Source organism: Streptomyces sp. NPDC059874 (assembly GCF_042731135.1).
In the GTDB taxonomy this organism is placed as follows: domain Bacteria; phylum Actinomycetota; class Actinomycetes; order Streptomycetales; family Streptomycetaceae; genus Streptomyces.
Genome location: NZ_JBHWJY010000069.1, coordinates 24,946 through 44,953, shown reverse-complemented (window position 1 = coordinate 44,953; position 20,008 = coordinate 24,946). Strand labels below are relative to the sequence as shown.

The 20,008-nt window shown below is 68.9% G+C and carries 19 protein-coding genes and 1 pseudogene; 9 read left to right on the top strand and 11 right to left on the bottom strand.

What is annotated here, in order from left to right; translation table 11 throughout:
* The 6 genes and pseudogenes from ACFV9H_RS30910 to dnaA form a co-directional block, all read right to left on the bottom strand.
* A partial coding sequence (locus ACFV9H_RS30910; RefSeq protein WP_385404649.1) for an ATP-binding protein occupies positions 1–1,079 on the bottom strand: 1,079 nt, incomplete at its 3' end.
* Positions 1,080–1,630: 551 nt separating this feature from the next.
* Entirely contained in the window at positions 1,631–2,191 is a 561-nt protein-coding gene (locus tag ACFV9H_RS30905) for a DUF721 domain-containing protein (RefSeq protein ID WP_385404646.1), read from the bottom strand.
* Positions 2,188–3,324: a DNA replication/repair protein RecF gene (gene recF / locus ACFV9H_RS30900; RefSeq protein ID WP_385404644.1), complete on the bottom strand. Its 1,137-nt coding sequence runs from the start codon at positions 3,322–3,324 to the stop codon at positions 2,188–2,190. The genes ACFV9H_RS30905 and recF overlap by 4 nt, the downstream gene beginning before the upstream one ends.
* Positions 3,325–3,380: 56 nt before the next feature.
* A pseudogene (gene gnd / locus ACFV9H_RS30895) lies at positions 3,381–4,268 on the bottom strand (phosphogluconate dehydrogenase (NAD(+)-dependent, decarboxylating)); the annotation flags it as partial.
* A gap of 178 nt (positions 4,269–4,446) precedes the next feature.
* The gene (dnaN, locus tag ACFV9H_RS30890) at positions 4,447–5,577 is read right to left on the bottom strand and encodes a DNA polymerase III subunit beta (protein WP_030153167.1); all 1,131 of its coding nucleotides are present in this window, start codon (positions 5,575–5,577) and stop codon (positions 4,447–4,449) included.
* 844 nt (positions 5,578–6,421) lie between these two features.
* On the bottom strand, positions 6,422–8,497 hold the full coding sequence (dnaA, locus tag ACFV9H_RS30885; protein WP_385404641.1) for a chromosomal replication initiator protein DnaA: 2,076 nt from the start codon (positions 8,495–8,497) through the stop codon (positions 6,422–6,424).
* A gap of 100 nt (positions 8,498–8,597) precedes the next feature.
* On the opposite strand from dnaA, the gene rpmH reads away from it, so the two are divergent.
* The 9 genes from rpmH (at position 8,598) to ACFV9H_RS30840 (ending at position 15,004) form a co-directional block, all read left to right on the top strand.
* Positions 8,598–8,735 (top strand): 50S ribosomal protein L34, encoded by a 138-nt coding sequence (gene rpmH / locus ACFV9H_RS30880; RefSeq protein ID WP_018547628.1) that lies wholly within the window; start codon positions 8,598–8,600, stop codon positions 8,733–8,735.
* 21 nt (positions 8,736–8,756) lie between these two features.
* A complete protein-coding gene (gene rnpA / locus ACFV9H_RS30875) occupies positions 8,757–9,131 on the top strand; it encodes a ribonuclease P protein component (protein ID WP_328926602.1) in 375 nt (124 codons plus the stop codon).
* Positions 9,128–9,409 carry a membrane protein insertion efficiency factor YidD gene (yidD, locus tag ACFV9H_RS30870; RefSeq protein WP_075970728.1) on the top strand — a complete coding sequence of 94 codons (282 nt, stop codon included), beginning with the start codon at positions 9,128–9,130 and terminating at the stop codon, positions 9,407–9,409. Before rnpA ends, yidD begins: the two co-directional genes overlap by 4 nt.
* Before the next feature lie 3 nt (positions 9,410–9,412).
* Positions 9,413–10,516 (top strand): membrane protein insertase YidC, encoded by a 1,104-nt coding sequence (yidC, locus tag ACFV9H_RS30865; RefSeq protein ID WP_385404639.1) that lies wholly within the window; start codon positions 9,413–9,415, stop codon positions 10,514–10,516.
* Positions 10,517–10,531: 15 nt separating this feature from the next.
* Positions 10,532–11,041, top strand: a complete 510-nt coding sequence (locus ACFV9H_RS30860) for a protein jag (RefSeq protein WP_385404637.1) — start codon at positions 10,532–10,534, stop codon at positions 11,039–11,041.
* A 99-nt stretch (positions 11,042–11,140) separates the two neighbouring features.
* Positions 11,141–11,857 (top strand): 16S rRNA (guanine(527)-N(7))-methyltransferase RsmG, encoded by a 717-nt coding sequence (rsmG, locus tag ACFV9H_RS30855; protein ID WP_385404635.1) that lies wholly within the window; start codon positions 11,141–11,143, stop codon positions 11,855–11,857.
* Positions 11,858–12,122: 265 nt separating this feature from the next.
* Positions 12,123–13,211: a ParA family protein gene (locus ACFV9H_RS30850; RefSeq protein WP_385404633.1), complete on the top strand. Its 1,089-nt coding sequence runs from the start codon at positions 12,123–12,125 to the stop codon at positions 13,209–13,211.
* Positions 13,208–14,299, top strand: coding sequence for a ParB/RepB/Spo0J family partition protein (locus ACFV9H_RS30845; RefSeq protein ID WP_385404631.1), 1,092 nt, complete (start codon positions 13,208–13,210; stop codon positions 14,297–14,299). Before ACFV9H_RS30850 ends, ACFV9H_RS30845 begins: the two co-directional genes overlap by 4 nt.
* Positions 14,300–14,380: 81 nt before the next feature.
* The gene (locus ACFV9H_RS30840; protein WP_385404628.1) at positions 14,381–15,004 is read left to right on the top strand and encodes a GNAT family N-acetyltransferase; all 624 of its coding nucleotides are present in this window, start codon (positions 14,381–14,383) and stop codon (positions 15,002–15,004) included.
* A gap of 67 nt (positions 15,005–15,071) precedes the next feature.
* Here ACFV9H_RS30840 and trxA read toward each other — a convergent pair whose 3' ends face one another.
* The 5 genes from trxA to ACFV9H_RS30815 all read right to left on the bottom strand — a co-directional run bounded on the left by trxA (position 15,072) and on the right by ACFV9H_RS30815 (position 19,958).
* A complete protein-coding gene (gene trxA / locus ACFV9H_RS30835) occupies positions 15,072–15,413 on the bottom strand; it encodes a thioredoxin (protein ID WP_030025741.1) in 342 nt (113 codons plus the stop codon).
* A gap of 50 nt (positions 15,414–15,463) precedes the next feature.
* Complete coding sequence (trxB, locus tag ACFV9H_RS30830; protein ID WP_385404626.1) at positions 15,464–16,423, bottom strand: thioredoxin-disulfide reductase; 960 nt, start codon at positions 16,421–16,423, stop codon at positions 15,464–15,466.
* Between the two features lie 123 nt (positions 16,424–16,546).
* Complete coding sequence (locus ACFV9H_RS30825; RefSeq protein ID WP_385404624.1) at positions 16,547–17,515, bottom strand: hypothetical protein; 969 nt, start codon at positions 17,513–17,515, stop codon at positions 16,547–16,549.
* Positions 17,512–18,213, bottom strand: a complete 702-nt coding sequence (gene sigM, locus ACFV9H_RS30820; RefSeq protein WP_385404622.1) for an RNA polymerase sigma factor SigM — start codon at positions 18,211–18,213, stop codon at positions 17,512–17,514. Before sigM ends, ACFV9H_RS30825 begins: the two co-directional genes overlap by 4 nt.
* A 26-nt stretch (positions 18,214–18,239) precedes the next feature.
* Positions 18,240–19,958 carry a protein kinase family protein gene (locus ACFV9H_RS30815; protein WP_385404619.1) on the bottom strand — a complete coding sequence of 573 codons (1,719 nt, stop codon included), beginning with the start codon at positions 19,956–19,958 and terminating at the stop codon, positions 18,240–18,242.
* Positions 19,959–20,008 lie beyond the last annotated feature (50 nt).

Sequence of the window (20,008 nt, the reverse complement as noted above, 5' to 3'; positions counted from 1 at the left end):
ATGTCCTCACCGGCGAGGTTGTCGTCCTTCTCGCGCAGCAGCTTCTTGTCACGCGCGTAACGGTTCACCAGACCCGTCAGCGCCGCACGGAAGCCTTCCTCGTGCGTACCGCCCTCATGCGTGTGGATCGTGTTCGCGAAGGAGTACACACCCTCCGTGTACTGCGAGTTCCACTGCATCGCGATCTCGACCGAGAGCATCCGCTCCTTGTCCTCGGCCTCGACGTCGATGACCGTCGGGTGGATCAGCTCACCCTTGCGCGAGTTCAGGTACTTCACGAAGTCGACGATGCCGCCCTCGTAGTAGTACTTGACCGTCCGAGCCTGGGGCTCCTCGACCTCCTCGGCCGAGTCCGCGCCCATCGTCGCCTTCGCCGACTCGCGCTCGTCCGTGAGCGTCAGGGTCAGGCCCTTGTTGAGGAAGGCCATCTCCTGGAAGCGACGCGACAGCGTCTCGAAGGAGTACTCGGTCGTCTCGAAGATGTCCCCGTCGGCCCAGAAGGTGACCGAGGTGCCCGTCTGACCGGTCTCCTCGTTCTTCGCCAGGGCGGCGGTCGGAGCACCGAGCTTGTAGTCCTGCGTCCAGCGGTAACCGTCACGCCGGACCTCGACCGAGACCTTCGTCGACAGCGCGTTCACCACCGACACACCCACACCGTGCAGACCGCCGGAGACGGCGTAACCGCCACCGCCGAACTTTCCGCCCGCGTGCAGGACGGTCAGCACGACCTCGACGGCCGGCTTCCCCTCCGACGGCACGATGTCGACCGGGATGCCACGGCCGTTGTCGACGACCTTGACACCGCCGTCGGCGAGGATCGTCACGTCGATCGTGTCCGCGTGCCCGGCCAGCGCCTCGTCGACGGAGTTGTCGACCACCTCGTAGACGAGGTGGTGCAGACCGCGCTCACCCGTCGATCCGATGTACATGCCGGGCCGCTTGCGGACCGCGTCCAGACCCTCCAGGACCTGGATGTTGCTGCCGGTGTACGAAGACTCACCGGCTTCACCGGCTGTGGACTCGTTCTTCTCGTTGGGGTTGCCCGAATCGGCCACGAAGCGCCCTTTCTGGCACAGCACAGGCCGTACTCCGGGCCAGCAGGCATGCAAGCAGGAGCGGCTGCGTCGATCTGCGTTGTCAGCGTTTGTCAGCGAGATCCCGCCCGAAGGCGGGATTGGCTTCAGTCTACCGGTACCACGGACATGAATGGGGGTTTGCGGGTACCTGAGTCCGCATGTGCCGCCCTGAACCTCCACTCTCCGACTCCCCATATCCGGGCAGGGGCTCAAAGAGGCTCACACGGGCATCCAGCGCTTCGGCCTGTCAACCTCCCACTACCGTGAGGGACGCCACCCGCGGCACCGCCCGATCCGGGCTCGCCAACACCACCGGACTCCCCGGCTCCCTCCAGCCCGCCGAGGGCAAATCCAGGCACCCCCGAACATCCAGCCCCGCCCGCACATCCAGCCCCGCCGGCGTTTGAGGCGCGGGGTCCGGGGCGGAGCCCCGATCTTCGAGCCGCACGCAACCCAGCCGGCCAGGGGCAAGATCCAGCCCCGCCGGCGTTTGAGGCGCGAGGTCTGGGGCGGAGCCCCAGGTCCCGGCGCAGCCGGGCTTCCCCGCCGGGGGGCTACCCGTACGTGTCCCCTGGCCCCTTGCTACCCGGCGCCCGCCACGGCCCGTACCCCTTCGGCCGCCCACCCCCAGGCCCCCGCACGACGATCATCCGCACCGTCCCCTGCCCCAGTTCCGAGTTCAACCGCGCCACCAGCTGCGGCGCCAACAGCTTCAGCTGCGCCGCCCACGCCGAGGAATCGCACCGCACGACCAGCTCACGGTCCTCGTACCGCTCCGGTTCACAGTGCGCCGCGATCTCCGGGCCGACGATCTCCGGCCAGCGCTCCATCACGCCCGCCACCGCCATCGGCATCTCCCACCCGCGCTCCGTGCGCAGCCGGTCCAGCGCCGCCATCAACGGCATCGGATCCCGACCGTCCGCACGAGCCCCCGAGCGCAGCCCCGGACCCTGCTGCCGCTTCTTCCCGCCCGCCGCGTTCCCCCGCGCCCGCGCCTGCTCCCGCGCGGCGGCCAGCGCCTGCCGCGCCAGATCCACCCCGGAGGGCTCCGGCACCCTGCGCGGCTGCCCGCCCTTGCCCTGGTCGCCGTCCTGACCGCTCACAGCACCGCTCACAGCCGGGTCACCTCACCACCGGACACCCCGAACCGCGCCCCCACCAGCACACCCGGGACGTCATCGTCCACCGCCGCCGTCACCAGCACCTGCTCGCCCCCGGCCACCAGCTCCGCCAGCCGCTCCCGGCGCCGCGCGTCCAGCTCCGCGAACACGTCGTCCAGGATCAGCACCGGCTCCGCGCCCTCCGAGCGCAGCAGCTCGTACGAAGCCAGCCGCAGCGCCAGCGCGTACGACCACGACTCCCCGTGGCTCGCGTACCCCTTCGCCGGCAGCTCCCCCAGCCGCAGCAGCACGTCGTCCCGGTGCGGCCCCACCAGGGTCACCCCGCGCTCGATCTCCTGCTTGCGCACCTCGCCCAGCGCCGCCAGCAGCACCTCGTAGATCGCCTCACGGGTCCGCGCCGCACCACTGTCCACCGCCTCGCCCGCGGAGGACTTGTACGCCAACCCCAGCGGGCCACCACCGGGCGCGAGCTGCTCGTACGCCTTGTCCGCCAGCGGCAGCAGCGTCCCGATCAGATCCAGCCGCTGCGCCAGCAGCTCCGCACCCGCCCGCGCCAGATGCTGGTCCCACACATCGAGCGTGGACAGGTCCATCGACCGGCCACCGTGCCGGCGCGCCATCGCCGCCGACTTCAGCAGCGTGTTGCGCTGCTTGAGCACCCGCTCGTAGTCCGACCGGACACCCGCCATCCGCGGCGACCGCGCCGTCACGAGTTCGTCCAGGAACCGGCGGCGCTCCCCCGGATCACCCTTCACCAGCGCCAGGTCCTCCGGCGCGAACAGCACCGTCCGTACGATCCCCAGCACGTCCCGCGGCCTGACCTGCGAGGACCTGTTGATCCGGGCCCGGTTCGCCCGGCCCGGATTCAGCTCCAGCTCCACCAGCTGCTGCCGCTCGCCCTGGGTGACGGCGGCACGCACGATCGCCCGGTCCGCCCCCATCCGCACGAGCGGGGCGTCCGAGGAGACCCGGTGGCTGCCCAGCGTCGCCAGGTAGCCGATCGCCTCGACGAGGTTCGTCTTGCCCTGGCCGTTGGGACCCACGAAAGCCGTGACGCCCGGGTCGAGGGGAACCTCGGCCCGGGCGTACGAGCGGAAGTCGGCCAACGAGAGATGCGAAACATGCATACGGCGCCGACCTCCCCCGGCTTCCTGCTGCTCTGCTCTGTGGTGCTGTGGTGGAGCTACTTCTTCTCGACCGCGTGGCCGCCGAACTGGTTGCGCAGCGCGGCGATCATCTTCATCTGCGGGGAGTCGTCCTGCCGCGACGCGAACCTCGCGAACAGCGAGGCCGTGATCGCCGGCAGCGGCACGGCGTTGTCGATCGCCGCCTCCACCGTCCAGCGTCCCTCACCCGAGTCCTGCGCGAAGCCGCGGAGCTGCTCCAGGTGCTCGTCCTCGTCGAGGGCGTTCACGGCCAGGTCCAGCAGCCAGGAACGGATGACCGTCCCCTCCTGCCACGAGCGGAAGACCTCGCGGACGTCGGTGACCGAGTCCACCTTCTCGAGCAGCTCCCAGCCCTCGGCGTAGGCCTGCATCATGGCGTACTCGATGCCGTTGTGGACCATCTTCGCGAAGTGGCCCGCACCCACCTTGCCGGCGTGCACGGCGCCGAACTCGCCCTCGGGCTTGAGGGCGTCGAACACCGGCTGGACCACGGCGACGTGCTCCTTGTCGCCGCCGTACATCAGCGCGTAGCCGTTCTCCAGGCCCCACACACCACCGGAGACACCGCAGTCGACGAAGCCGATCCCCTTGGCCGCGAGCTCGGCGGCGTGCTTCTCGTCGTCGGTCCAGCGCGAGTTCCCGCCGTCGACCACGATGTCGCCCGGCGACAGCAGCTCGGCGAGCTCGTCGACGGTGGACTGGGTCGCCCCGCCTGCCGGGACCATGACCCACACCACGCGGGGGGCCTGCAGGCTGTCCACAAGTTCCCGCAGGCTGTGGACATCGGCGAGGTCCGGGTTGCGGTCGTATCCGATGACGGTGTGGCCTGCGCGGCGGATGCGCTCGCGCATGTTGCCGCCCATCTTGCCGAGACCGACGAGACCAAGCTCCATCAGGTGGTTCCTTAAGCGTTGTGGCCGTTTTTGCCGGGACCCCGCGGTTTCCCGGCGGGCGTCCCAGGCCCCGAGCCTACGCCCGCGGGCGCTGCCCGGCCCCACGGGGCGCGCACGGCCCCAAAAGGTCGGAAGAACGCGGTCAGGCCCGGTTTCGCGGTCCGCGAAACCGGGCCTGACCTGCGAAGAATCAGCCGGAGAGGCGTACGGGCATGATCAGGTACTTGTACGCCTCGTCGGCCTCGGCGTCGACCGCCGGGCGGCCGCTGAGCAGCGCCGGCTTGGTGGACGTGGTGAAGCTCAGCTGCGCGGCGGGCGAGTCGATCGCGCTCAGGCCGTCCAGCAGGAAGGTCGGGTTGAAGGCGATCGAGATGTCGTCGCCCTCCAGCTTGGCGTCCACGCGCTCCACAGCCTGTGCGTCGTCGCTGGAACCGGCTTCCAGGATCAGCACGCCCTGCTCGAAGCTCAGGCGGACCGGGGTGTTGCGCTCGGCGACGAGGGCCACGCGCTTGACGGCCTCGACGAACGGGGCGGTCTCGATCACGGCGATGGAGTTGAACTCCGTCGGGAACAGCGTGCGGTACTTCGGCAGGTCGCCTTCGAGGAGGCGGGTGGTGGTGCGGCGACCGGCGCCTTCGAAACCGATGAGGCCCTCGCCGGCGCCCGAGCCCGACAGCGCCAGGGTGACGGTGTCACCGCTGGTCAGGGACTTGGCGGTGTCGAGGAGCGTCTTCGCGGGCACCAGGGCCACGGCGGAGGCGTCCGGGTTCTCCGGCTTCCACAGGAACTCGCGGACCGCGAAGCGGTAGCGGTCGGTCGAGGCCAGGGTGACGCGGTCGCCCTCGATCTCGATGCGCACACCGGTCAGCACGGGCAGCGTGTCGTCACGGCCGGCGGCGATGGCGACCTGGGCGGCGGCGGAGGCGAAGACCTCACCGGGCACGGTGCCGGTCGCGGTCGGCATCTGGGGCAGCGCCGGGTATTCCTCCACAGGCAGGGTGTGGAGTGTGAATCGAGAGGAGCCGCAGACCACGGTCGCCCGTACACCGTCTGTGGAAATCTCCACCGGCCGGTTGGGGAGGGCGCGGCAGATGTCGGCGAGCAGCCGGCCCGAGACCAGGACGGTGCCGTCCTCCTCGACGTCGGCCTCGACGGAGACCCGGGCCGAGACCTCGTAGTCGAAGCCGGAGAGGGACAGGGTGCCCTCCTCGGCCTTCAGCAGCAGGCCCGCGAGAACGGGCACCGGCGGCCGGGCCGGGAGGCTACGAGCGGCCCACGCCACTGCCTCCGCGAGTACGTCGCGCTCCACCCGGATCTTCACCGGAACCGCCTCCTGCTGTTGCTCGCTCGTCTGCCGGCCTTCGTCGTCGGCTCGTCGATGCCTCGACCGATGCCGGGGACCAGTCTGACGTACGGCGCCGACAGTCGTTGCTGCCGGCGGTCAAGTCGGGAGCGAGGTGTCGGGGAGGGCTCCCCACCGAGTTGTGCACAGGACCTGCTTGAAAACCGAAACCGGGCTAACTCTCTATGGGGGTAGTAGTAGGGCCTGTGGAAACGGTGGATAACACCGTCCTCGCAGGTCAGCCCTCGTTTTTTATCCCCACACCCTGTGGGTGGCACCGGTGGACAACACGGTGTCTCTGTGGAGAACGAAAACTTCTGCACAGGCTGTCCCCAGGGACCCCCGACTACTCCACAGGTGTGTCCCCAGCTTTCCCCCGGTACTCCACAACCCAAACGTCCACCTCGGTGTGACGGCTTTCACTCCGGGCGGTGAGAGGGGGTGGCGCGTTGCCGAACAGTGGACAACGGTGTGGAGAAGACATCGGATCCTGTGCACAGGATCCGCAATCCTGTGGGCCGCCGGTGGACAACACCGTGGACAGTCCTGTGGACAAAATCCTTGTCCACAGCCTGTGGATGATGCTTGCGCACAATTCCACAGGGTTCTGACCTGCCCTGATGAGGCCTCAATCGGCACCCCTGTGGACAGATTGTGGGTGATGGAACCCGTCCCCAGGGTGTGGACGGAAGAAAGTCACCGAATCTGTGGATGAGTTGCCCTCCAGGGGGCGTATTCGAACAGACCAGGGGCGCGCGGACGAAGAAGGGCGCCCCCGATGTGGTCCGGGAGCGCCCTCTTGATGCGTTTGGAACGGCTCGGCTCAGGCGTTCTTGATGCGGTTGGTGAGCTCGGTGACCTGGTTGTAGATGGAGCGGCGCTCCGCCATCAGGGCGCGGATCTTGCGGTCCGCGTGCATGACGGTGGTGTGGTCGCGGCCGCCGAACTGTGCCCCGATCTTGGGCAGTGAGAGGTCGGTGAGCTCCCGGCACAGGTACATGGCGATCTGCCGGGCGGTGACCAGGACCCGGCTGCGCGAGGAACCGCACAGGTCGTCCACGGTCAGCCCGAAGTAGTCGGCGGTGGCCGCCATGATGTCGGTGGCGGTGATCTCGGGCGCGCTGTCCTCGCCGCCCGGGATCAGGTTCTTCAGGACGTCCTCGGTCAGGCCCAGGTCGACCGGCTGCCGGTTCAGGCTGGCGAAGGCCGTGACCCGGATCAACGCCCCCTCCAGCTCGCGGATGTTGCGCGAGATGCGGGAGGCGATGAACTCCAGTACCTCCGGCGGGGCGTTGAGCTGTTCCTGTACGGCCTTCTTGCGCAGGATCGCGATGCGGGTCTCCAGCTCGGGCGGCTGGACGTCGGTGATCAGGCCCCACTCGAAGCGGTTGCGGAGCCGGTCCTCCAGGGTGACGAGCTGCTTGGGCGGCCGGTCGGAGGAGAGGACGATCTGCTTGTTGGCGTTGTGGAGCGTGTTGAAGGTGTGGAAGAACTCCTCCTGCGTCGACTCCTTGCTCGCGAGGAACTGGATGTCGTCGACGAGCAGGATGTCCATCTCGCGGTAACGCTTGCGGAAGGCGTCGCCCTTGCCGTCGCGGATGGAGTTGATGAACTCGTTGGTGAACTCCTCCGAGCTCACGTAGCGCACGCGGGTGCCCGGGTAGAGGCTCCGCGCGTAGTGCCCGATGGCGTGCAGCAGGTGCGTCTTGCCGAGGCCCGACTCCCCGTAGATGAAGAGGGGGTTGTACGCCTTCGCGGGCGCCTCGGCGACGGCGACCGCGGCGGCGTGCGCGAAGCGGTTGGAGGCGCCGATGACGAAGGTGTCGAACAGGTACTTGGGGTTCAGCCGGGCGGTCGGCTCGAGCGGGCCCGAGGTGGAGCCGCCGGACGGAGCGGGCGGCGCCGCGGGGCGGCCGGGGGCCTGGCGCGGAGCGGGCTGCTCGTACTGCTGTTGCTCGTACTGCTGCTGCTCGTACGACGGCTGCTCGTACTTCTGGGGCTCGTACTTCTGCGACTCGTACTTCGACTGCTCGTACGGGGACTGCTCGTACTGCTGTTGCTGCGGTTCGTAGGAGCCCTGGTCGTACGCGGGCGGTTCGGGCTGCTGGAGGTAGCCCGGCTGCGGGGTGGCGTACGGGTCGCGCTCGGGGAAGCCGCCGAGGCGCGGCTGCTGCCAGCCGTAGTCGTCCTGCTGGCCGCCGCGGGGCCAGGCGCCGGGCTCGGGGCGCGGCTGCTGGTACTCGGGGTACGCGGGGCGGGCGGTCGGGAGCTGGTCGTCACCGTTGCCGGGGCCGCCGCCGGGGCGCTGGCCGCCGTAGGGCTCGTACGGGCCGGGCTGCTGGGCGGGCGGGGCGGAGGGCGCGGGCTCGCCGGCGGAGTCGTCCACGGTGATGGCGATCCGGATGGGGCGGCCGCACTCGCGGCTGAGCGCGTCGCTGATCAGTGGGGCGAGGCGGCCTTCGAGTACGCGCTTTCCCCATTCGTTGGGGACGGCGAGGAGTGCGGTGTCGGCGACGAGTGCCAGGGGCTGGCACCGTTCCACCCACTGCTTGTCCTTGGGTTCGATGCCCGGCTGTCCCTCCCCGAGGAGCTTCTCGAGCACCCTTGGCCACACTGCGGCAAGATCGGCAGGTACGTCAGCCACAGAGCACGCTCTCTCACAGGGGTCCCACGAATGTGTGGTTCTTTGGGACGGTCGGGACAAAAAATCCGGGATCAGGCAACGGTAGTCAGGCCTACGGGTACGGTTCAAGTCGTTGTCCACAGCCTGTGCACAGTGTGGGGCCTCGTCGGCTCGGTTTGACCGGATGGCGTAGCCGCGCGTACCGTAACGAGGTCGAGTTGTCGATGGCTGCTGCCGCCTGCCTACCGATGGGCGAAGGTCACTGATTGTGATCATTTAGCGGTGCCACTCGGGCGAACACGCGAGTTTCCTCGTGGGCGCACGGTGACAGCCAGGCGATGTCCCGCCACAACGATTCATTCTCTGGAGCCCCCGAGTGAGCAAGCGCACCTTCCAGCCGAACAACCGCCGTCGTGCCAAGACCCACGGCTTCCGTCTCCGGATGCGTACCCGTGCCGGTCGCGCGATCCTGGCGAACCGTCGCAGCAAGGGCCGCGCCGCCCTTTCCGCGTAAATACGCGGAAGCGGTGACGTCGTGCTGTCTCCCGAGAATCGGCTGAGGCGGCGCGAGGACTTCGCGAGCGCGGTACGTCGAGGGCGTCGGGCTGGTCGCCCGCTCCTCGTCGTCCACCTACGTACAAGCGGTGCAACGGACCCGCACGAGCCGGGGGAGATCGATCCCTCGACGCGTGCGGGTTTCGTCGTCAGCAAGGCTGTCGGCAATGCCGTCATACGTAACCGGGTGAAGCGCCGTCTGCGCCATCTGGTCCGCGAGCGGCTGTCTCAGCTGCCCGCCGGTAGCCTGGTGGTGGTACGAGCATTGCCCGGAGCGGGTGATGCCGGCCCTGACGAACTCGCCCGGGACCTGGACGCCGCTCTGGTGCGGCTTCTGGGAGGCGTGGCTCGATGAAGTACCCGCTGCTCGCTTTGATCAAGCTGTACCAGTGGACGATCAGTCCGCTGCTCGGGCCGGTGTGCCGTTACTACCCCTCGTGCTCGCACTACGGGTACACGGCCATCGACCGGCATGGTGCGGTGAAGGGGACGGTTCTGACCGCCTGGCGGATCCTGCGGTGCAATCCGTGGTCCCCGGGTGGTGTGGATCACGTCCCACCTCGTAAACGCCCGCGTTGGCACGAGCAGCTGCGCAGTGCGTTGCGTAGATCTCGCAATGCTCAAGGAGCCTGATTAGTGGACACGATTGCCAGTCTGTTCAGCTTTATCACCACACCCGTTTCGTGGATCATCGTCCAGTTCCACAAGCTGTACGGGGCGATCTTCGGTGCGGACAGTGGGTGGGCCTGGGGCCTGTCCATCGTGTCCCTGGTGATCTTGATCCGTATCTGTCTGATCCCGCTCTTCGTGAAGCAGATCAAGGCGACGCGGGGCATGCAGGCGCTCCAGCCGAAGATGAAGGTGATCCAGGAGCGCTACAAGAACGACAAGCAGCGTCAGTCCGAAGAGATGATGAAGCTGTACAAGGAGACGGGTACCAACCCGCTCGCCTCGTGCCTTCCCATCCTGGCGCAGTCCCCGTTCTTCTTCGCGCTCTACCACGTGCTCGCGAGCATCGCCAACGGCAAGACCATCGGCGTCATCAACGAGTCGCTGCTGGAGAGTGCCCGTCAGGCGCACATCTTCGGAGCGCCGCTGGCGGCCAAGTTCACGGACAGCGCCGAGAAGGTCGCGAGCCTGAACGCCTCGATCACCGATGTGCGCATCGTGACCGCCATCATGATCGTCCTGATGTCGCTGTCGCAGTTCTACACCCAGCGTCAGCTGATGCAGAAGAACGTCGACCTGTCGGTCAAGACGCCGTTCATGCAGCAGCAGAAGATGCTGATGTACATCTTCCCGGTGATCTTCGCGGTCATGGGTATCAACTTCCCGGTCGGTGTCCTCGTCTACTGGCTGACCACGAACCTGTGGACCATGGGTCAGCAGATGTACGTGATCAACCAGAACCCGACGCCGGGCAGCAAGGCGCAGGACCAGTATCTGACCCGTCTGCTGAAGAGCATCAGCTCGCACGGTGTCGTCAAGGGCCGCAGCAAGAAGAAGATCGTCGCGGACATCGTCGCCAAGGGCCCGGACCGCAACGACAACGAGCGCAAGTTCATCACGGCCCTGACCAAGCAGGGGATGGCCGCCCAGGCGGACGGCTCCGTGATCAAGAGTTCCGAGGCCACGGCGGATTCGGACGCGGCGAGCGGCGGTGTCGCGAAGCGGCAGCAGCCGAAGCGGCAGTCGAAGTCGCAGCGTCAGTCGCCCACCAAGCCCTCTCCCAAGAAGTAAGAAGGAGTCCCTCCCGTGACGGAAGGCACCACCACCGCCGCTGAGGGTGGCGACACCCTGACCCGCCTCGAGCAGGAGGGTGAGATCGCGGCCGACTACCTTGAGGGTCTGCTGGACATCGCCGACCTGGACGGTGACATCGACATGGACGTCGAGGCCGACCGGGCCGCGGTGTCGATCGTCAGTGACTCCGCCGGCCGCGACCTGCAGAAGCTCGTGGGCCGTGACGGTGAGGTTCTGGAGGCTCTGCAGGAGCTGACTCGCCTTGCCGTGCACCGGGAGACCGGGGACCGGAGCCGGCTGATGCTGGACATCGCCGGGTTCCGTGCGAAGAAGCGCGAGGAGCTGGCGGCGCTGGGCGCCAAGGCGGCTGCGGACGTGAAGGCGTCCGGTGAGCCGCTGAAGCTCGCTCCGATGACGCCGTTCGAGCGGAAGGTCGTCCACGATGCCGTGGCGGCCGCGGGTCTGCGCAGCGAGTCCGAGGGTGAGGAGCCGCAGCGCTTCGTCGTTGTGCTTCCGGCCTGATCGGTAGTGAGAGTGTTCGGCCCCGTCTGTGTCGCAGGCGGGGCCGATGTTTGTCAGCCTGGCATGTGAGAAACCATGCGGTACGGAAGGACGGTCCCCGTGACGGAGGCAGCTGAGCTTCCCCCGGCGCCTGAAGAGGCGCGTGCGGTGTTCGGTGAATTTTTCCCGGAAGCTGTGCGGTATGCGGAGCTGCTGGCGGACGCGGGAGTCAAGCGGGGCCTGATCGGGCCGCGTGAGGTGCCGCGGCTGTGGGAGCGGCACCTGCTGAACTGCGCTGTGCTGTCGGAGGTGGTGCCTCAGGGCGTCACCGTGTGCGACGTGGGTTCGGGGGCGGGTCTGCCCGGTATCCCGCTGGCTCTGGTGCGCCGGGATCTGAAGATCACGCTGCTCGAGCCGCTGCTGCGTCGGACGACCTTCCTCCAGGAGGCGGTGGAGCTGCTGGGCCTGGACCATGTCACGGTGGTGCGCGGGCGGGCCGAGGAGGTTCTCGGCAAGCTGCAGCCGGTGCACGTGGTGACGGCTCGTGCGGTGGCCCCACTGGACCGGTTGGCCGGCTGGGGTGTGCCCCTGCTGCGTCCGTACGGGGAGATGCTGGCACTGAAGGGTGATACCGCCGAGGAGGAGCTGGTGAGCGCGAAGACCGCGCTGACTAAGCTCGGTGTGGTGAAGACCTCGGTGCTTCATGTGGGTGAGGGTGTGGTGGATCCCTTGTCCACGGTGGTGCGGGTCGAGGTCGGGGAGAGCCCCGGCGGGGTGAGGTTTGCGGCCAAGCGGGCTAAGGCGGCTCGGGTGAGTCGTACGCGTCGGCGCCGCTGATCGCTTGGTTTGTGGGGTCCTGGGCGGTGATTTCGGCTGCGTTGGGCCCTATAGGTATGGATTTCGGAGTGTCGTAGCGGCCTGAAGACTCCGTCCGGGCATCGTGTTTCACGTGAAACGTCGCTCTCTGCTGCACGGAATCATCAGCCGCGGTCGTGCGGCTGCGTCCCCCCGCCACAAGAAGGACGCGAGGGGGACGGAGTTGTCCACATCGGTGGATTCATCCACAGGAGTAAGGGCCCCGCTGGTTCGCGACCCGGGTGACATGGCAGGCTCTGTTCATCGCGAGCCTGATGTCGAGGAGAGTGACACCGTGCGGTCCGACGCCAACCTCGCGGGGCCGATGGCCGATCCGGTCCCCGGTCCCCGCTCTGAATCGCCGGGCGAGGATGTTTCACGTGAAACATTGCCTCCGCCCCTTGTAGACAACGACACCCCGATCGGCCGAGCCGCCCAGCTGGCGGTCGAGGCGCTGGGGCGTGCCGGTGAGGGGCTTCCCCGGCCGGAGCAGACCCGGGTCATCGTGGTGGCCAACCAGAAGGGCGGCGTGGGCAAGACCACGACGACCGTGAACCTGGCGGCCTCGCTGGCCCTGCACGGGGCGCGGGTGCTGGTGGTCGACCTCGATCCGCAGGGCAATGCCTCCACGGCGTTGGGTATCGACCATCACGCGGACGTGCCGTCGATCTATGACGTGCTCGTGGACAGCCGGCCCCTGCTGGAGGTCGTGCAGCCGGTGGTGGACGTGGAGGGCCTCTTCTGTGCTCCGGCCACGATCGACCTGGCGGGTGCGGAGATCGAGCTGGTGTCGCTGGTCGCGCGGGAGAGCCGGCTGCAGCGGGCTCTCCAGGCGTACGAGCAGCCGCTGGACTACATCCTGATCGACTGCCCGCCTTCGCTGGGGCTGCTGACGGTGAACGCGCTGGTGGCCGGCGCGGAGGTGCTGATCCCGATCCAGTGTGAGTACTACGCGCTGGAGGGGCTGGGGCAGCTGCTGCGGAACGTGGATCTGGTGCGGGCGCATCTGAACCCGACTCTGCACGTGTCGACGATCCTGCTGACGATGTACGACGGCAGGACCAGGTTGGCTTCGCAGGTGGCGGAGGAGGTTCGCACGCACTTCGGCAAGGAGGTGCTGCGGACGAGCATCCCGCGGTCTGTGCGTATCTCGGAGGCGCCGAGCTACGGGCAGACGGTGCTCACCTATGATCCGGGTTCCAGTGGTTCCCTCTCCTATCTGGAGGCGGCGCGGGAGATCGCGTATCGCGGGGTCGGAATGCAGTACGACGCCCAGCAAGCCCATCTGGGCGCGGGCATGAACAGCACGCAGAGTGCGGCGGAGGGGATCCAGTGAGCGAGCGACGTAGAGGCCTGGGCCGGGGGCTCGGTGCGCTGATCCCCGCGGCTCCGCAGGAGCAGACGCCGCCGGTGATCGGTGCCGGGTCGACTTCTCCGTCGGCGGTGCCGGTGCTGACTTCGGATCGGGGGGTCGCGGCGGCGAAGCTGGCTTCGCTGGCGCAGGCCGATGTTTCACGTGAAACATTCGTCGCTGCCACGCCGGTGATCGAGCCGGCGGCTGCGCCCGAGGCGAATGTGGTGGCGGGAGCGATGTTCGCGGAGCTTCCGATGGACGCGATCACGCCGAATCCGCGGCAGCCTCGTGAGGTGTTCGACGAGGATGCGCTGGCCGAGCTGGTGACCTCCATCCAGGAGGTGGGTCTGCTTCAGCCAGTGGTGGTGCGGCAGTCGACGCCGGGTCGCTACGAGCTGATCATGGGTGAGCGGCGCTGGCGGGCGTGCCGCGAGGCCGGGTTGGCGAGCATTCCGGCGATCATTCGGGCGACGGACGATGAGAAGCTGCTGCTGGACGCGCTGCTGGAGAACCTGCACCGGGCTCAGCTGAACCCGTTGGAGGAGGCGGCCGCGTACGACCAGCTGCTGCAGGACTTCAACTGCACGCACGACCAGCTGGCGGACCGGATCGGGCGTTCGCGTCCTCAGGTGTCGAACACGCTGCGGCTGCTCAAGCTGTCGCCGTCGGTGCAGCGCCGGGTGGCGGCGGGTGTGTTGTCGGCCGGGCACGCGCGGGCGCTGCTGTCGGTGGAGGATTCCGAGGAGCAGGACCGGCTGGCGCACCGGATCGTGGCCGAGGGGCTGTCCGTGCGTGCGGTCGAGGAGATCGTGACGCTGATGGCATCGGAGCCTTCGAGCACGGTGAAGCCGAAGGGTCCGCGTGCGGGTGCCCGGGTTTCGCCGGCGCTGAATGAGCTGGCGACGCGTCTGTCGGACCGGTTCGAGACGCGGGTGAAGGTGGACCTGGGTCAGAAGAAGGGAAAGATCACCGTCGAGTTCGCGTCGATGGAGGATCTGGAGCGGATTCTGGGGACGTTGGCGCCGGGCGAGGGCCGGGTGCTGGAGCAGGGTCTTTCCGGGGAGCAGTAACCGCACTTTTCTCTTGCTGCCCCCTGCTTCTTCGAGATGTCCGCACTCGAAGAAGCAGGGGGCAGTGCTTACGATGTGGTCATGGGTCGTCGGCTGGTACCGCTCACGCTGGACAACCTCCAGGATCTGCCCAGGCGTTGCAGGAGCTGCGTGTTCTGGGAGCTGGATCCCGTCACCGGTGAGGCCGCCGTGAAGGCGGGCACCCCGGAGCTGGAGAAGGAGGCGTGGATCTCCGCCGTCCTGCTGGACTGGGGTTCCTGCGGCCGGGTGGTCTACGTGGACGAGGTCCCGGTGGGGTTCGTGCTGTACGCGCCGCCCGCCTATGTACCGAGAGCGGCCTCTTTTCCGACGAGCCCGGTGTCCCCGGACGCGGTGCAGCTGATCACGGCCTGGATCATGCCGGGGTATCAGGGGCAGGGCCTGGGGCGGGTGATGGTTCAGACGGTCGCGAAGGATCTGCTGCGGCGGGGCTTCAAGGCGATCGAGGCGTTCGGCGACGCGAGGTGGGAACGGCCCGCCTGCCTGCTCCCGGCTGACCATCTGCTGTCGGTGGGCTTCAAGACCGTTCGTCCGCACCCCTCTCATCCCCGGCTGCGGCTGGAACTGCGCACGACGTTGTCCTGGAAGGAAGACGTCGAAATGGCGTTGGACCGCCTGTTGGGCGGGGCCAGGGCGCGGAAGGAACCGGCGCTGCGCCCGCTGTGAGCCTCGGGTACGAGAACGGGGCCGCCCCTGGAGGGGCGGCCCCGTTTCACGTGAAACATGGATGCCGTCAGGCGGTCTTGACCTCGACGAAGTCGGAGAGGTCACGCAGGATGGCGGCCTTCGGCTTGGCGCCGACGATGGTCTTGGCGACCTCGCCGCCCTGGTAGACGTTCAGCGTCGGGATGGACATGACGCCGTACTTGGCGGCGGTGGCCGGGTTCTCGTCGATGTTGAGCTTGACGATCTCGATCTGGTCGCCGTACTCGGCGGCGATCGCCTCCAGGGACGGCGCGATCTGGCGGCACGGACCGCACCAGGCGGCCCAGAAGTCCACCAGTACGGGCTTGTCGCTCCTGAGGACCTCGGCGTCGAAGTCAGCGTCGGTCACGTTCTTGAGGGTGCCGGCCACAGCGGCCTCCTTCTTCTTCCTGCGGGGTGTGGGGTGGGGCTGTTGAGAGGTCAGACGGTCGCGTGGGCCTTCTCGGTGTCCGCGAGGGCGGCGAGGAAGCGCTCGGCGTCGAGGGCGGCGGAGCAGCCGGTGCCCGCGGCGGTGATGGCCTGACGGTAGGTGTGGTCCACGACGTCGCCGGCGCCGAAGACGCCCGTGACGTTGGTCCGGGTGGACGGCGCGTCGACCTTGAGGTAGCCCTCTTCGTCGAGCTCCAGCTGGTCCTTGAACAGCTCGGTGCGCGGGTCGTGGCCGACGGCGATGAAGAGGCCGGTCACGGGAAGCTCGTTGGTCTCACCGGTCTTGGTGTTGCGCAGGGTGAGGCCGGAGAGCTTCTGCTCGCCGTGGATCTCGGCGACCTCGCTGTCCCAGGCGAACTTGATCTTCGGGTCGGCGAAGGCGCGGTCCTGCATGGCCTTCGAGGCGCGCAGGCTGTCGCGGCGGTGGACGATCGTGACGGACTTGGCGAACCGGGAGAGGAAGGTCGCTTCCTCGATGGCGGTGTCGCCGCCGCCGACGACGGCGATGTCGTGGTCCTTGAAGAAGAACCCGTCACAGGTGGCGCACCAGGAGACGCCGCGGCCGGAGAGGGCGTCCTCGTTCGGCAGGCCGAGCTTGCGGTGCTGGGAGCCGGTGGTGACGATGACGGCCTTGGCGCGGTGCACGGTGCCGGCGGTGTCGGTGACGGTCTTGATGTCACCGGTGAGGTCCACGGCGACGACGTCGTCCGGGACCAGCTCGGCGCCGAAGCGCTCGGCCTGGCCGCGCATGTTGTCCATGAGGTCCGGGCCCATGATCCCGTCCTGGAAGCCGGGGAAGTTCTCCACCTCGGTGGTGTTCATCAGCGCGCCACCGGCGGTGACGGCGCCTTCGAAGACCAGCGGCTTGAGCGAAGCGCGTGCGGTGTACAGGGCGGCGGTGTAACCGGCCGGCCCGGAGCCGATGATGATCACGTTTCGTACGTCGCTCACGGGTTTCTTCCTCGTCTCTGCGGACTGCCTGCTGCCTACCGGGGGCCGGTGCGGACTCTCACCCCACCCAACGGATCCTACGGCGCATGCATTCCCTACCTGTCCACCGCCGACCTGAATGGGTCAGCTTCGGGGGTAGGTGTCCGTCAGCAGGAGCTTTCCGGTGGCCGAACCGCTGGTCTCGCAGGCGGTGTCGACGAGGTAGGCGTCGACGTTCGCGGGGTCGCCCGGGTGCGGCAGGACGAGGAGGTAGACCGGGGTGCCCTGGTAGCTGCCGCGTTCGGCGGCGAGCGGGGTGTCGGGGCGGCCGGTGGCGTGTTGGACGCAGGCGGGCACGGGGGGAGGCGCCTGCCGGTCGCCGGGGGCGACCCCTGCGGCGGGAGGGGTGTTCTCCAGCCCGTAGGTGTTGTTCTGCTCCCCCGGGGCGGTCTTGGCGCCCTGCTCCGGCAGGAGGAGGAGGCGGTGGACGCTGTCCTGGAGGCCCTGTGCCGTGTACGTGCCGGCGGAGGCCCCGGTGTCGGAGCTGGAGGTGCCGGTGCGGGCGGCGGTGTCCTGGGGCGGGTGGCTGGAGATCTCGCCGAAGAGGAAGATCCCGAGGGCGCAGGCCGCGGCGGAGGCCAGTCCCGTGAGTACGGCGATCCGGCGGCGGGCGCGGCGCCGCCCGGGGCCGGTTGGGCCGGTCGGGTGACCGGAGGGTCGGTGGGCGCCGGATGTTTCACGTGAAACATCGGAGTCGGTGGCGCGGGGACGGGGTTGCGGTGTGGCGTCGCTGCCCGTGTCGTCGCTGCCCGTGTCGTGGCTGTGCTCGTCGTCGACCTGGGGCGTGGTGGCGTTGAGGAGTGCCTCTGCGGCGAGGGCGGCGTCGATGCGGCCTGCGATGTCGACGGGCATCCGGCTTGGTCCGGGAAGGGTGCCGAGGAGGGCGCGGATCTCGTCGAGGGAGGCGCGGACGTCGGCGCACAGCGCGCAGTCGTCGAGGTGGCTGCGGACTTCGGCGGTGCGGGACGGGGAGAGGAGTCCTTCGGTGAGGTCGGAGATCTCCGAGACGTCCGGGTGCCGGATCGTGCCGGTCGTGCCGGTTGTGGGGCTCACGGTCGTCCACCTCCGCCCTTCACTGGGTCTGCGTCTGGGTTGGGATGCCGGGGTTCTGTCGCTGGTGGGACGGCAGTCCCCGGCGTCCGGTTCCTTCCCCGCTCGGCGGCGGTGTTATCCCCGGCATTCGTGCGCAGATGAGTGAGCATCGGGACGAGTTTCGCGCGGCCGCGTGCGCACCGGCTCTTCACGGTGCCGGTGGGCACGTCGAGGAGGCCGGCGGCTTCGGCGACGGAGTATCCCTGCATGTCGACGAGGACGAGTGCGGCCCGTTGTTCGGCCGGGAGGGTGCTGAGAGCGGCCAGGAGCTGGCGGTGGAGGTCCTGGCGCTCCGCGGGGGCCTCGGCGGACTCGTGGGGCTCCAGGAGGCGCTCCAGGCGGTCCGTGTCGTCGAGGGGCGCGGTTCTGCGGGAGGCGGCCTTGCGGGCGCGGTCGAGGCAGGCGTTGACGGTGATGCGGTGGAGCCAGGTGGTGACGGCGGACTCGCCGCGGAAGGTGTGGGCGGCCCGATAGGCGGAGACCAGGGCGTCCTGTACGGCGTCGGCGGCTTCCTCGCGGTCGCCGAGGGTGCGCAGGGCCACGGCCCACAGCCGGTCCCGGTGCCTGCGGACGAGCTCTCCGAAGGCGTCGGGATCTCCCGCGGCGTGCAGCGCCAGGAGTTCCTGGTCGCTGCTGCCGCCGGGTGTCGTGTCCTGCAACGGTGAGACCCTCCCCGGTTGTGCGGTCAGCCCGAGAACTTCACGTCCGTGACGGCCTGCTTGTAGCCCGGGTCGCTGAAGTCGTCGAGTGGGGCGTGGGGCATGGCGGTGATCCACAGGAGCACGTACCGCGTCTTGACCGGCTTGTCGGCGGTCAGCTGAAGGGCGGTCTCCGAGGTGGTGGCCCCGGCGATCTTCTTCATGGAGGCGACGGAGCCCTTGGGGGTTTTGGAGTCGGCGGCGTACAAGGTGAGCGTGGTGTGGTTGCCGGCGTACTTCAGCCCTATCGAGGCCGCGCTGACCTCGTGCTCGGCGCCGAGATCGTAGACGATGCCGACGCCGTCCTTGATCGTCAGCTCGGGGCCTTCGAAGAAGCTCTTGGTGCGCCAGTACGTGGCGGCGTCCCCGTCGTACGTGTTGGAGACGCCGTCGGAGTTCTGTGCCTTGCCGTCGGGGAAGTACTCCTGGGCTCCGTTGATCTTGAGCTCGACGGGGTCCTTCTTCTCCGGGGTGCCGTCGGCGCCGGGCGACTTGTGGCCGGTGTCGCCGCTGCCCTGGTTGCCGCGGTCCAGGAGGGTGTCCGCGAGCTGCCAGCTGCCCAGGCCGAGGGCGGCGATGAGCAGTGCGGCGACGCCCCACTTCAGGGCGCGGCCGGTACGGCTCTGCAGCGGCGGCGGCGGAGGTGCGACGGCCAGGCTCTGCGCGGTGGCGACGCCCGTGGGCCCGGGCCGGCCGTAGTTGCCCTGCTGGTAGGTGGTGTGCTGGTACTCAAGCGGGGCGGAGAAGGCGGGCTCCGGGGGCCGGATGCGGGGCATCGCGGCGACGGCCTTGGCCAGCTCCTCGGGGGTGGTGCAGGCGGGTTCCTGACGGGAGGCCGTGGCCCCGTCGTTGGCGAGTGCGCGCATGGCGAGCTCGCCCAGACCCCGGTGGACACCGGCGCGGACCTGGTCGGGGGCGATCAGGCCGACGCCCTTGGGCAGGCCGGTGAGGCCGTAGGCGTCGTTCTCGTACGGCCAGCGCTGGGTGAGGGCGGCGTACAGGAGGGCACCGATGGCCTCGGTGTCGGCACGCTGCGGGGTCTCGCTGGTGATGCCGCGCAGGGCGGCGTTCACGGCGAGGCCGCGGATGCGGTACTGGCCGGAGGAGGTGCGCAGTATCGCGCTGGGCGTCAGGCGCAGGTGGGCGAGGCCCTCGCGGTGCGCGGCGGTCATGGCCTGGGAGATCTGGTGGACGAGCTGGTAGGCCTCGTGGGGTTCCAGGGGGCCCGCGGCGAGGATCGCGGTGAGTTCGGTCGCGTCGGGGAGCCACTCGTGGACGACGTAGACGAGGTCGTTCTCCTCCACGGCGTCGAGGACCTGGACGAACCGGGGGTCGCCGAGCAGTGCGGAGGAGCGGGCGGCGGCCAGGACGGATCGGGCCCGGGGGTGGTCGGCGGGAAGCAGGTGGACCCCCACGGCCCGGCGCAGCTTCTCGTCCATCGCACGCCAGCTGCTGAATCCGTCCACACGGGTGACGCACTCTTCGAGGCGGTAGCGCCTGGCGAGCTTGTGGCCGCTGTGGAGTTCCGGTGCGGCCGCGGGGGCCGCGTTGGTGCGTTCGCCGTCCTTTTCGGGCATGGGTCCGTCCGCGGCTTGTCCGTTCTGGGTGTCCACCCCGTCGGCCGTGGCCTGTGCCGCCTGAGCGGCGAGCGGCTCGTCGCCGCTGTTGTCGGCCACGTCGACGGCAGCCGTGCTACGTTCCGCCACCGTCGTTCCCGCCTCCCCATCCGTTGCGCGCTGTCGGCCAGTCTGCGAAG

Coding starts and splice junctions, on each gene's coding strand:
- recF (WP_385404644.1), bottom strand. CDS start 3,324: ATGCATGTTTCGCATCTCTCGTTGGCCGACTTCCGCTCGTACGCCCGG.
- ACFV9H_RS30850 (WP_385404633.1), top strand. CDS start 12,123: ATGGCAGGCTCTGTTCATCGCGAGCCTGATGTCGAGGAGAGTGACACC.
- yidD (WP_075970728.1), top strand. CDS start 9,128: ATGAAGTACCCGCTGCTCGCTTTGATCAAGCTGTACCAGTGGACGATC.
- dnaA (WP_385404641.1), bottom strand. CDS start 8,497: ATGATCACAATCAGTGACCTTCGCCCATCGGTAGGCAGGCGGCAGCAG.
- ACFV9H_RS30840 (WP_385404628.1), top strand. CDS start 14,381: ATGGGTCGTCGGCTGGTACCGCTCACGCTGGACAACCTCCAGGATCTG.